Source organism: Undibacterium sp. Di24W, assembly GCF_049340325.1.
In the GTDB taxonomy this organism is placed as follows: Bacteria; Pseudomonadota; Gammaproteobacteria; order Burkholderiales; family Burkholderiaceae_D; genus Undibacterium.
The window spans coordinates 570200-584157 of record NZ_JBMPOP010000002.1; the positions used below are offsets into that span (position 1 = coordinate 570200).

Below are 13958 nucleotides of genomic sequence, written 5' to 3' on the forward strand. Positions count from 1 at the left end.
GTAGAGCTTATTAAACTTCCCAATTAAAACTTGTAAACCTACTCGTCATCTTCTTCTGTACCAGCTGAGGGGTCCCGTCTTTCCTTGTCTAAACTTTCTTTTAGTTGCTCAGCATCTTTACTGAATTCATCGATACTAATGTCTTTACTTAGTCGCAAACCAGGTGAATACAAATCACCCATATACAAGTCATCACCGAAGCTGCCCGTGTTCTTATACTTCGACATTAATACCGTACCGGAAGCCAGCGCAGCACAGAACATGACCATCCACAATTTGCGACGTGAAGCTCGCGTGCTGATGGTCACCAGATGAAAATAAATCATAAAGCCTATACATAATATTTGTGTATGGCTACGGTAACGAGGTAACACTTCCCAAGAAAAAATGAAGCCAGCGAGTGTCGCAACGATCGCGCACACTTGCATCGCAAAAATGCCGGTAGCGACAATGAAGAGATGTCGTCCAAAACGAGGATGGCGTGCGAACAGGCGATTCGCACCAGCCCACAAGCCGCTCCAGACCAACGCGAACAGCAACATACCTATCGTATATTGGGCGTAGACGGTAAAGCTAAAGGTGTCCGATTGAGACATCCATTTTGTGACTACAGACTGGAAAATTATCAATAAGAAAGCAGCAAGCGCCGGACGCCAACCTTCCCAGCGATAATTGTTGGCATCGAGTACTTCAGGTTCGACCACAAAGTGCCGATCACGTACCCGGATAAAAGTCTGTCCTAAGCGTAGCACTCGATTGCCATCTAATTCTAGTGTGCTATGACGGCGATTTTGATAGGTGAGTCCGTTCTTGCTATCCAGATCACGAATTTGCAAATTGCCCTGTTCGTTTAACTCTATCTGCGCGTGATGTGCCGCCGAGTGTGGGTCATCAAGAATGCAATCATTATCATAAGCTCGACCTATACGTATCGGCAAGCTATCAAACATTTGGCGGTGTTCAATCTCACCACTACGGGATAAGAGTTCCAGGAAATAGTGGGCGCTCATTGCTTGCTCCCATTCGCCGCTTTAACAGGCATCGCCGTTGCGGGTGTCATGTTAGAAACGATTACTGACTTTCTGCCTATCATTTGTAAGAACTGGCGGGTCAGGCGCAAGCCATTGTCATACGAAACGCCTTTGGCGCTCAAGAGACTTTGTAACACTTCTTTTTCCTGATCCATGCTGTAAGTGATAAGGCGAAAGTCGTAGATGCCTGCAAATTTGCGGTAAGCGCGGACACAAATCACGGCGCGCATTGATAGTTGAGAGAGTTGCTCATTTTTAATGAATTCCTCCGTGCAGGCGGGGCCGGTGAGGTTGCTTTGCTTATTTCCAGCGTAGATTTGATTCTTAAATTTGTCACTCATGGCGATGGAAAAACGCAATGCATCCAGGCTTTTACTCTTGGAGAAGCTATGAGAAATCGCAACGTGTCCCGTCTGTAATTTGCCGGAGACGTAGATAGAGGATTCCATATTGCAGCTGATTTTATCCTCAGTATAAGTCGCTTGCTCTTTGGTATTTGAACTGCCCCAACAACGCATCTGCTCGGATTCACGTACTGGCACCATATAGGGGCCGAGTTCTTTGTTATTCAAGGGGTGTTCAAGTAATTTGTCTAGCATCAGATTTTGATGCATGATCAATTGTCGTCCGACTTCTTCATTAAAATTACCGGGTATGGATTTTTGTTGTTTTACTTTGTTGAGTAATTCCACTACGAAGCGCGCTGGCACCAGAAAACTAACCAGTTCACCATCGGTCCGTTTTGCTACGTTCACTCCAGCTAAGGCGCCGGAAGGCGTCACATTCGGGCCACCGCTCATGCCTGAGTTGATCGAGCCTGTGAACAAAAGTTGATCATAAAAAGCTCGTCCTATGATCCCGTTGTAGGCACCTTCGGAAATCGCAAATCCCAAATCTAAGGGATTGCCCAATGAGTATAAATATTGACCTTGATTCAGCTTCGGTAACTGCGCACTGTCTTCCGGGATTTGGAAAAAGCCTGTACCACGGCGACTGATACGAACCACGGCAAGATCATGTAGCACGTCCACAGCTAATAACTCCACAGTGCCGCGTTGATCATTGGTATCGACAAATTCTCCGACATAGACTTCGGGCTCCAACGCGATTTGTGAAACCACGTGGTAGTTGGTTACGACCAGATCGCTTTGACCAATCATGAAGCCTGAACCTACCGAAGATTGCGTACGTCCATTCTTCACCAAGACGCGAATTTGTAAAAGGTCGTTCTTGGCGGCGCTATACAATTTTTGAGCGGCGGAAGAGGTCTGCTTATTATTGCTAGCACTATCCTCGTCGGATTTATCCTGTGCCTGTGCAGGATGGAACAGGAAGGATAAACATATAGCAGTACAGGCGAGAGCACGAGGTAGCAATCGAAAATTCATACGGAATGTCTTTGGAAGTGAGAGTAGAGGTGATTGGTCATAGCACAGTCATTGCACAGTCATTGCTCAAGCGTAGCTCAATCATAGCGTAATCGCGTCGTGTGCGCAGCGAACATTACGAATTGCTGTTCGCCTCAAACGATTTGAGCTTTTACTCATCCACATCGGGTGGCGTTAGTAGGAAATGATGCTCGGTAGCGTCACCTTCTATTAGGGCATTCAAGCCTTCAATCGGAATTGGTTTGGAGTACAGGTAACCTTGGAAGGTCAGACAATTATGTTCGATCAAGAAGCGTCTTTGTGCAACCGTTTCTACACCTTCTGCAATCACGTCCAATCCCAAGTTCAAACCTAAGGAAATAATCGCACGCACTATCGTCGCATCACTTTCATCATCACTCAAGTCGCGCACAAAAGACTGGTCAATCTTTAATTGGTTCAGCGGTAGTTTTTGCAGGTAGGCCAGTGATGAATAACCAGTACCAAAATCATCCATAGAGAATGCGATACCGAGTTTTTTCAGTTGTTGCATTTTCTCGGTCGTTGCATCGACGTTGTCGAGGATGGTGCTTTCAGTCAGTTCGATTTTGAGACGCGTAGGATCTATATTATGGAGGCGTACGATCTCGGTGACGGTTTCGACAAAATTCGACTGTTGAAATTGTTTAGCACTGACGTTGACGGCTAGACTCAGATGCGCAGTCTTAGGATTGCGTGCCCATTTCTTTAGTTGGTTACAGGCAGTTTCTAGGACCCAAGTGCCAATCGGAACGATCAAACCAGTCTGTTCTGCGATGGGGATAAATTCCAAGGGCGAGATAAATCCACGGTCAGGGTGTATCCAGCGCAATAGGGCTTCGGCACCGACCACGTTGCCATCTGCATCAACTTGTATTTGGTAATACAGTTGAAACTGTTCTAAAGCTAAAGCGATGCGCAGATTCGATTCCAACATCATTTTGACCACCAACACGGCTTGCATAGCCGGATCGAAAAAGCGCACCGCATTGCGCCCCGAGGTCTTTGCTTCGTACATGGCCGTATCTGCACGTTTAAATAGATCTTTGACCGTGGTATCACCACCTTGGAACAGGCAAACACCGATACTACCGGCACCGTGGTGAATAAAGTCGGTGATTTGATAGGGTTCGTTGAGTAACAAACGAATTTTTTCAGCGATACGATCAGCCTGGCGGGCTGCTTCGTCGCGATTTGGGTTGAGCGCCTGTAACACCACGACAAATTCATCACCACCCAGACGTGCCACGGTATCGCTTTCACGGACGCAGGTTTGCAGTCGTTGCGCTGCTTCGACGAGTAGCAAATCACCGGCATCATGGCCACGAGTGTCGTTTAGTGTTTTGAAGTTGTCCAAGTCAATAAATAAAATTGCGCTATGGGCATCATCGCGTTGGTTCATGGCGATCAGATGCTGTAATCTATCCATCAGCAGGCGGCGATTAGGCAGATGCGTTAACGGATCATAAAATGCCAGATTGAGAATTTCATCTTCATAGCCTTTATGGCGGCTGATGTCAGTAAACGATCCTATGTAATGCGTAATTTGGCCGTTTTCATTGATGATGGCCGTCAGCGTGATCAGCTGAGGATAAATCTCCTCATTTTTTCTTTCTGCCCATAGTTCGCCTTGCCAGTATCGATACTGATCCAGTGCCATATAGATGGTGTCGAAGAAGCCAGCGTCTTGTTGTTGGCTGACATGACGCGGTAAAACTTTGCCTATCAGTTCTTCAGAAGTAAATCCAGTAATCCTTGAGTAGGCTTGATTGATACGTAATATCTTCCACTGATTGTCTGCCACGAAGATGCCTTCTTGTGACTCAAAGGTAATTGCAGCCACACGCAAATCTTGCTCGGCGTTTTTTCTATCTGTGATATCGCTGATAAAACAGTGCCATAAAGTACTTCCTTCGGGCTCTAGTTCAGGTAAGGCGTCGAGGTAAAACCAGCGGACACTGCCATCTAGTTTGTGATAGCGAAACTCCATTTGATAAGGCGTCAAATGTTCAGTCGCGTAATCATGCTGTGTCAGGAAAAGTTTCTTATCGGCTGCGTCGATACGTTTCACCAAAAAAGACGCATTGTGGCGGATGTCTTTCGCCCGCATTTCAAACATGGATTCGACCGCATCACTGACATACAGCACGCTGGTGCTACGATCGGGTTGAATTCTGTATTGCATAATCAGGCCAGGCAGACGCGAGGCAACTTTGCTGATGCGTTCAAAGGCGTCACGCAATTCGCTGGTGGCAGCATTTTTTTCCGCTTGGAGCGCGGTGATCATCAAAGCAGTAATCGCTAGGGTGGCCATGTACAGCCATAGCACGATAGAGCTCTCGGAGGCTTCCAATGACTTGAAAGGTCCAATACCTTGGTGCGTTGCGATGGCTGCTACGGCGGAAGACGCCAAGACGGTCATCGAAGTGAACAATTGTCCCAGACGTAAAGCGGCCCAGATCATGACCGCCATCGAGACAAAGGTCAGATGTAACAGGCTTTGCCCGGAAAAGAATATCAACCAATGTGTGGTAATAAATAGACCGATGAAAGCGAGATTTTCTTCCGCAGTTTGTTTGAATTTTTTACCTTGTTGGGTCAAGGCTAGTAAAAATGGTGCAGCTAAAAATAGCCCGACCGTGTCGCCTGCCCACCAACTAAGCCAAGCATACTGGGGACTGGGAATGATGCCTGCTTGCCACAGACTTAAGCTGCCGCAACTTGCTGAGATACACATCCCGACCGCGCCAGCCAGACAGAAACGGAGTACATCGTCACGGTGTACAAAGCCCATAGAAAAGTTCTTTTTGCGCAAATAGAGTGCGACACACATGGGTCCTAAGGTATTGCCTAAGCCTATCAATAGTGCAGTGAAAATAGGCGTACCGCTGGAAACGTTGACTAACACTGAGGCAACAAAAATCGCCGGTGCCATTCCCAAACCAGCTTTGAGTAAGGCAGCAAGTGCAATGCCGGTCGGTAACCAGATTAAGGTGACGTTGGGAGGGATAAAAGGGAAACTGAGGCCAAGTTTTCCCGCGACGAAATAGGCGATAAACGTCAACAACAGACGCATTATCAAGCGTTTGCGACTAGAGCTATTATAAAAAAGAAAGCTGCGAGAGTCTGGCATACCTGCGATTCATTCTGGCGCTACAAATTCTTCTATTATGCGGGAAACCATCTCGAAAAACATTCCTTGTGGCAAATTTTAGGAGAAATTTGCACACGCCTTTGTCCTTTGTCATTCTTTGGCGGTTCTTCCAGCTAGCTTGCTACTCTCAATTGACCAAGTGGCGCGCCTGACGTTTGGGGGCTTTGCCTGCCGGTGCAGTCTTTGCTTGTTTAGTCTCACTGTTTGCTTGAATCTGGGCCAAAACTTCCGGACTTTGTTTGTGTTTTGCGTCGCCTGCGTAATCTTTACCTATCATGGTTTGCGCGGCCTGCAAATCCATTCCTCGCTCTTGGCATAACCATTTGGTGACCAAGTTTGCTAGTCGATCTAGGGCGATTTTATGAGTGGCATCGGTTTGCGCGTAAATCCAGTCCGATAAGTCCATGAAATTTTCAAATGCTTGGGTGCCTAATATGACAGGCAGAGTATGTGTGAAACGGCCAGAATTAGCGATCAGATCCCAATAGCGGGCAAAGCGTATCAGGCGTTGCATGGCGGCGAACGGTACGTCCTTGTTGGTTAAAATGGTGTAAGGCGGGTAAGGATCGAAACGCATGGCAAAATCGTCGGTGTGGCGAATGATAGGCGTGCCACGCAGACGTTTCAATATGCCAAATTGAATTTCATGCGGTCCTAAGGCGTGCAATTGATTAAAGCCTTGCGCAAAACTTTCTACAGTCTCACCAGGTAGGCCAGCAATCAAATCAACATGCAAATGCGCTTGTGAATGCTGCATCAGCCAGAGGATATTCTCGGCCGCTTTGGCATTATTTTGTTTGCGGCTAATGCGCGCTTGTACCTCGGGATTGAAACTCTGTATGCCAATTTCAAATTGTAGTGTTCCCGCTGGGAATTTTTGTATGCCTTCTTTTAATGCATCAGGTAAATGATCAGGTACGACTTCGAAGTGAGCGAATACCGGATCGTCTGGGTTCGCTGCCAGTTTATCGAGGAAGAATTGCATAATCTTCAAACTGGTTTTGATATTCAAATTAAAAGTGCGATCAACGAATTTGAATAGCCGCGCGCCGCGCGCATGCAGACCTTCCATCTCCTCCAGAAAACGATCAATGTCGAAAGGCCAAGCGGTTTTATCTAAGGCAGATAGGCAAAACTCACATTTGAACGGGCAGCCACGCGAGGCTTCCACATACAAAGTCCTATGCTTAATATCCTGGTCGCTATAGTGTTCGTAAGGTAAACGCAGCTCATCAAGCGTGGCTTGTACGCCGGCATGTATTTTCATCAGTGGCTTGGGACCATGCAATATCTGCTGACATAAAGCCGGAAAGCTGATGTCGCCCCAGCCCGTAATTACATAATCCGCCATACCAACGATCGCTTGTTCTTGCGATTCGTAGGACACTTCGGGGCCGCCTAAGACGATGATAATTTCCGGCGCGACGCGTTTGATCAGCGCCACTAAGCGTGTGGTTTCTTCCACATTCCAGATATAAACGCCAAAACCTATGATGAGTTTTTCATCAGCACGTTGCCAGGACAACAAGCGTTCTAGTAAGTCGGTGGTTTTAGCACCAATGACGAATTCTTGTAAATGCGTTTGCTCCTGCAAAGCACCCATGTTGGCGTAAAGGTAACGTAAGCCTAGGGAAGCGTGGGCGTAACGGGCATTTAAGGTGGACAACAGAATGGTCATAGCAACAAGAGCAACAAGCGGGAAAAACGCTATTGTACGCTGGACTGACTGGCGTATGCCAAAAGCGCCGAAGCGGGATTCACCTTGCCTAAGGTCAATATCGTTGAACCAGGTGATGAACTTAGCGCTAAAGAAGCGGCAACTAACTTTCGCAATCTGATTTTGTAGCTTTGTCCCTGCGTTTTTGCATTTCGTCGCAACTCGCTCGCGCTTGCAGAATCAAATCTCTATAGTTCAACCATCGACAAACGTCGACGAGTTCAAAAAAAACTGAATTCAATTTAACTTAAAAGGAAGAACAAAATGAAAACCTCTCTTACCACTAAAACTGTAGTCGCAATCGTTTCTTTAGCTGCATTCATCAGCGCAGCAACTGCGTTTCAAAGTAATGATGATAAACAACCCTTGAACACAAAAGTGGCGACGCAAAAAATGCAAAAAGTCGTAGTTAGCGCAAAACGTATGACTGCTGAAGAAAAATTATCTTTTGACCTGCAAAATAGCGCCATGCAAACCGTCGTTATCAGCGCGAAACGTTTGACCCCTGAACAAAAAATAGCGATGGATGCACAAGAACGTGCCACACAAACTATGTCCGCAAAACCTGAGCGTAGTACAGCGATCAAAGGTTAATGGTATGCAGCAAAAATTAAGCCAAAAGGTGAAGTAGGCGGCGTTGAATCAGCCACACACTCAGTAACAGATTTCAAGTGACTTCACCTTCGTTTCGCTTATAAATCAAAGTCTTTTCTGTCGTTTTAAATTACCGAGAAGTTTTTGATTTGTATTCGAAAAAATGGATAGCAGGGCAAGCAGTAGCATTAGGCAATGATAAGCTGAAGGAAAATATCAGCTCTCTAATTCGGCACCATAATAGCGATGTCGCCCATGCTCTTTTGCCTTATATAACTGAGTATCCGCCAAACTGATCAAACTCATAGCGCTACCATGTATGTGTGCCGGCTTACAGCCTACGCCTAGGCTTACCGTGACGTAAGGTGCGACTGAGGATTCTGCATGTTCGATTTGTAGCCCATTAATTTCGTGTCGAATGGCTTCTGCTAAGCGCATGGCACCAGCGAAGTCGGTATCCGGTAATAAGCAAACAAATTCTTCTCCACCATACCGAGCTACATGGTCGCCCGCGCGCATCAAACTATTCTTCAGGGTGCTGGCGACACGGCGTAAGCAGTCGTCACCAGCTTGATGCCCATAGTGGTCATTAAAGCGTTTAAAAAAATCGACATCCAACATAACCAGGCTGAGTGGTGTTTGGTTGCGAATTGCACGCCCCATTTCTGAATTCACACGCTCATCGAAAAAGCGCCGATTATGGACACCTGTCAGACCATCGAGATAGGCCCAGCTGCGTAATAAATCTGATTGGGCTTTGAGCATCAGGTGGGTTCTAACTCTGGCCTTAACAATACGTGGGTTGATCGGTTTCGAGATGAAATCGACTGCACCCAAATCGAAGCCCATTTCCTCAGCGGATTCGTCCGTTTGTGCAGTGATAAAAATCACCGGAATATCGCGAGTCGCCGCGTCTTCTTTCAACTTTTGACAGACTTGATATCCATCGATATCAGGCATGATCAAATCTAACAACACCAGATCTGGCTGTCGCGCGGCACATAGAGCAAGCGCCTGCGCACCGCTAGTGGCCATAAAGACCTGATAGTCACTCGACAAAATTTGATACAGGACTTGAATATTGGCAGGTTGGTCATCGACTACTAACAGGCGTGGTCGAGACTGCACTGGGAACAGCGCATCGTGCGAGGTTGCGGCTTGAATGATATTGCTAGCCATTAGGTTGCTGCATCTCCTAATAAATCTGCGCACAGTTGTTGCGCCGTGGTGAAGTCCAAAGCGTTGATCGCGTTTGCCAAGGGTATCAGCTTATCATGCAAATCTGCGGCAAACCGATTTTGTAATTCTATGATGGTTTCTGTTGCAGCCATATCAGCATTTTCTAGTTGTTCTGCCAAGTTAAGCAGGCTGCGGCGGAACAATTCGGGGTCGAAGACCTGATTTGTATCAGTTTCGGCAATTGGCTGATTCGATACCAGATGAGGTAGCAAGGCAGATAGGTTTTGTACCAGAGCACTGATGATCTGGCAGGCGTTCTCTATCAGTTGTTGCAGTTCAGGCTGTGGTATTTCTGTATTTAAATCTTGCTCAAGAGCCGCTAGCGCAGCCGCATACGAATTTGCGCCCAAAGTTGCGGTCAAGCCTTTAATGGTGTGCAGTTGCCTCAATACCGCCTTACTTTCAACCGCCGCCGCATCGCGTAATTGCTGCGGTGCCAATGCAAGATCACTCAAAAACATATTGAGCATGCGCAGATACAAGTCTTGCTTCCCGCCCAGGCGATTCAAGGCCGACACAATATCGATATCTAATGAGCTGGCAATGCTAATGATATTCGTGTCCGGTGCATTGACATGAGTAACACGATGTTCCAGAAAAGCGGTTGATTGTTTGGTGTAACGTAAAATAACCTGAATCAGCGTGTGTAGATCAAACGGCTTACCAATATGGTCGTTTAAACCTGCTGCCAAACACGCCGCTTTGTCGGTTGCCATGACGTTGGCCGACATGGCAACAACAGGTAATTGCGTACGGCCTAACTCATGACGTATTTTCTTTGTCGCGGTATAACCATCCATAACAGGCATCTGTAAATCCATTAAGACGATATCAAATGGACTTCGTTCGCTAGAAATTAATTCCACCGCTTCCAGTCCGTGATTGGCAATCTGCACCCTTGCTCCTTCGGCACGTAACAATTCATAAGCGACTTGTTGATTGTTGATATTGTCTTCTACCAGCAGGATCCGGATATCTTGTAAGCGTTTGGTAGTACTTACTAGTTGATTGTTTTGCAGGCTTGACGCCAGGCTGGCACCACTTTCGATCTGCTTATGAATATGGGCTAGTAGTTTATTCTTTGTGAGTGGCTTGCTGAGCACCGCATTAAATAGTAATTGTTCTTTGGGGGCGACTTTCTGTAATAATTCACGCTCGTTTTCGCGCATCAAGAGAAAGAGCGACTGACCAGTCTGGTCTGCCAAGCCGCGCATAGTCCAGATGTATCCCCAACCATCCACTTCGACGATATCCCAATCAATTAAGATCGCCTGGTGCAAGACTTTGCTAGTTTGCATAGTCAGTAAGGCCGCCATACTGCTATCGACAAACTCTGCCTCGAAATGGAGCTCCTGACAGGCCGATTTGATATTTTCACGCACAAAAATATTGGCTTCAACGATTAACAAGCGCGTCGATAGCTGATTCTCAAGTAACTGTTCGTTATGCAGAACTAAAGCTGAAGCCACAGGTAACTGAATGTCGAAGTAAAAGCATGCACCCTGGCCCAACTCGCTCTCTAATGACAGCTTGCCGCCCATCATCGACACGAGGCCCTGACTGATCGCAATGCCTAAGCCAGAACCACCGAAGCGACGTGTGGTGGAGGTTTCTGCCTGGGTAAAACCTGTGAAAATCTTTTCATGGTTTTCAGGTGCGATACCTATCCCTGTATCTTTCACTGAAAAATGTAAGTTCACCGTATTGGCGTCTTGCCGTAGCGTTTTGATTGCAATAAGCACTTGACCTTGCTCAGTGAATTTGACCGCGTTGCTGGCGAGATTAGTCAGGATTTGTCGCAAGCGCATGGCATCACCAATCAATAACTTGGGAATGCTGCGGTCAATATCGAACAGAATATCAACGGCCTTATCTGCCACCGTGATGGCCAATAAATCAGACAATTCACTGAGTAAGTGGTCGAGTTGGAAGGGATGCGGATCCAAACTCATTTTGCCCGCTTCGACTTTGGAAATATCTAAAATATCGTTCAGTAAATTAAGCAAAGAGCGCGCAGCCCCTTCGGTTTTGCTGGCGTAGTCATTTTGTTGTGGTGATAGGGCGGTCTTACGTAACAAACTTAGCATGCCTAAAATCGCATTCATCGGAGTACGAATTTCATGGCTCATATTAGCCAAGAAGGCAGACTTGGCCTGATTCGCGTCGTCAGCCGCTTGTTTCGCTTTGCGTAGCGCTTCTTCAGCTTGATACTGTAAGGTAATGTCGCGATTAATACCGGTAATCAAAATAGCATTGCCATCGGCATCTCGCTCTACACCACCAGCTGCTTGTATATATCGAATCCCATCAGTCAGACTGAGGATGCGGAAAATAGGTGCGTATAGGTCATTATTTTTTAGTGAGGCTTGCAGTCGGCGCTCTGTTTCTTCGATGTCATCCGGATGTACACACGAGCGCCAGTAGCTGTAACTTAACTTGCCGCTTCTAAGCTCGGCTGGAACCTCGTAAATATCATACATACGCTCATTGAAAGCGATTTCATTGGTCGTGACATCCCAGCTCCAGATACCGAGTTCAGCGACTTCGGCTGCTTTGGTGAGCTGGTCACGCACAGTTAGTAACAGCTTGGTACTGCGTTGTAGTTCCGCCTCCGCATTTTTTCTCTCAGTAATGTCCATTTGAGTGCCGGAGACCCATTCAGGCTTACCAAGTGGGGTAAAGGACGAGATCCTGCCTCGTGTTAACACCCAAATCCAGTGACCATCTTTGTGTCGTAGGCGAGTTTCACATTCATAGTAGGAGAGTTCATGCTCAAAGTGTCTCGCCATAAAGGCTTTCGCTTTGGTTAGATCATCCGGGTGGGTTAATCCATCCCAGGTTGTAATGTTTAGTGGTGCTAATTCGTTGAGCTCATAACCGATTTGGTCTGCCCATCGCTCGTTCAGGCGCATTTCGCCAGTTTCGACATTCCACTCCCAGGTGCCTACGTTGGTACCTTCAATGATATGTGCCAAAGCACTACGCTGGCTTGCAAGACGGCTTGCGGCTTTCTTGCTGGCGGTAATATCGGTACGAATCGAGATGTATTTTTCGATTTCGCCCTCGGCATTCTTGAAAGGCGCGATAAAAGTATCGACCCAATATAAGCTGCCATTTTTAGCACGATTACAGACTTCACCGCGCCATGGCGTACCAGAAGAGATCGTGCGCCACATGTTGGATAAAAAGTCAGGCGATTGAATACCTGTTGCGACAATACGATGGTTTCCTTCCAAGATTTCTTCTTTGTTGTAGCCGCTGATACGACAATAGGCTTGGTTGACCTCAATGATGCGACCCGCTTTGTCCGCGATTGAAACGATCGCATGCATATTCAATGTGCTAAGTAGCGCATCGCTGTCGCGCAATGCTGCTTGTAATTGTTGAGCGGCTTTCTTTTCTTCTGTGATATCGGTGCGGATGGCAATATATTTTTCGATAACACCTTGATTGTTCTTAAAAGGTGCAATAAAAGTATTGAACCAAAATAGCGAGCCATCTTTGGCTTGGTTGCAGACATCGCCGCGCCATGGTGTGCCGTGAGAAATGCTCTGCCACATATCCGCCCAGAACTGACTAGACTGCTCGTTCGAGTGTATCAGTCTATGGGTTTGCCCTATGAGTTCATGACGTTGATAGCCACTTATCCTACAAAACGCGTCATTGACGTCAATGATGGAACCAGTCGCGTCGGTGACAGAGACGATAGCATGCATGTTCAAGGTGCTGAGCAGGGCTTCGTTATCGCGTAAGGCGATATCCAGTTTCTTTTGAGTTTGGTCACCCCAACTCAGCTCAATACGTAGCAAGGTAGTGATCAGTATGCAAATCACGCTCACCGCGATAAAAAACAAAACGGGCAGCGTGCGGTTCATACCGGCTTCAAAATAAGCGGTGCTGCGTATGCTTAACTTAAAGATGTGCTGGTGCACTTCGATTTCGCGGCGTTGTTCAAACATTGCGGTGTGTGACACCGGCTCCTTATCATCTGCCTTGTGCGCCGCAAAGCTGACTATGTTGCCGTCCGGGTCAGGTAATGTATTCTGTAGATCAAATACCAGGTTGCCATTCTCAACATCACGCATTTTTGCCAGTAAATCGGGCAACATGACTGGCGCATAAACCAGACCAAAAATAGCCGCTTGTCTTGCGCTGGGTGTATTCGTTATTGCATCTTTCTTAAACACGGGGACGAACATCAAAATACTGGCTTTTTTCTCCGTCTTTGGTGGCGCATAAATCAGGGGGCTGATTGAAGGTTTACCAGCATTGATCGCGTCTTCAATTGCGAGGCGACGGCGAGGATCGGAACTAAAGTCACTGCCTGGTACAAAATGGCTAGGAAATGGTGAGACAAAATATTTTGCAATGTAGCGATAAGCGTTTTGCGCGCCCTGAAACTCTTGCAAATTAAATTGTGGATGGACTTCTACTTTTTGTTGCTCTATGTATTTGGATAAATCGGCTTGCGCGATTCTTTCCACAAAACCAAAACCCCGCACGCCTGGAAACTCTTGTGGTAAGTTGGTGGTACGAATTGCTGCTGCAAATTCACTGGCACTTAGATTCTGTTTGATTCCGAACAAACTTTTAGCGCTGTTCACACCAAAAACGGGATTATTAAATCGTTGTTGGATTTCTGCCGTTATGCGATCTGCTTTATTTTGAAATTCGGTTTCTAATTTGCTTTTGAGGTTATTGTTCAACCACCAAGTACCGGCAGCCGTGATGCACATACCCAGAATAAAAATCGTGGTGGGTAAGTGTTGTGGAAACAACCATTTTCTATTGAGCCAAAAATTTTTCACAAAAGCTTC

The 13958-nt window shown here is 46.7% G+C and carries 7 protein-coding genes; 1 reads left to right on the forward strand and 6 read right to left on the reverse strand.

The window, feature by feature from the left end:
• Positions 1-38 precede the first annotated feature (38 nt).
• From ACO0KZ_RS06010 to ACO0KZ_RS06025, 4 genes are all read right to left on the reverse strand, one after another.
• Positions 39-1010 carry an FHA domain-containing protein gene (locus ACO0KZ_RS06010; protein ID WP_422993746.1) on the reverse strand — a complete coding sequence of 324 codons (972 nt, stop codon included), beginning with the start codon at positions 1008-1010 and terminating at the stop codon, positions 39-41.
• Positions 1007-2419, reverse strand: a complete 1413-nt coding sequence (locus tag ACO0KZ_RS06015) for a S1 family peptidase (protein WP_422993748.1) — start codon at positions 2417-2419, stop codon at positions 1007-1009. The genes ACO0KZ_RS06010 and ACO0KZ_RS06015 overlap by 4 nt, the downstream gene beginning before the upstream one ends.
• A 151-nt stretch (positions 2420-2570) precedes the next feature.
• Entirely contained in the window at positions 2571-5570 is a 3000-nt protein-coding gene (locus ACO0KZ_RS06020; RefSeq protein ID WP_422993751.1) for a bifunctional diguanylate cyclase/phosphodiesterase, read from the reverse strand.
• A gap of 148 nt (positions 5571-5718) precedes the next feature.
• Positions 5719-7269: a DUF4080 domain-containing protein gene (locus tag ACO0KZ_RS06025; protein ID WP_422993752.1), complete on the reverse strand. Its 1551-nt coding sequence runs from the start codon at positions 7267-7269 to the stop codon at positions 5719-5721.
• Positions 7270-7572: 303 nt separating this feature from the next.
• On the opposite strand from ACO0KZ_RS06025, the gene ACO0KZ_RS06030 reads away from it, so the two are divergent.
• On the forward strand, positions 7573-7902 hold the full coding sequence (locus ACO0KZ_RS06030; protein ID WP_422993753.1) for a hypothetical protein: 330 nt from the start codon (positions 7573-7575) through the stop codon (positions 7900-7902).
• 216 nt (positions 7903-8118) lie between these two features.
• Here the strand turns inward: ACO0KZ_RS06030 and ACO0KZ_RS06035 are convergent, their stop codons facing one another.
• Entirely contained in the window at positions 8119-9081 is a 963-nt protein-coding gene (locus ACO0KZ_RS06035; RefSeq protein WP_422993755.1) for a diguanylate cyclase, read from the reverse strand.
• A complete protein-coding gene (locus ACO0KZ_RS06040) occupies positions 9081-13949 on the reverse strand; it encodes a PAS domain S-box protein (RefSeq protein ID WP_422993757.1) in 4869 nt (1622 codons plus the stop codon). Before ACO0KZ_RS06040 ends, ACO0KZ_RS06035 begins: the two co-directional genes overlap by 1 nt.
• Positions 13950-13958 lie beyond the last annotated feature (9 nt).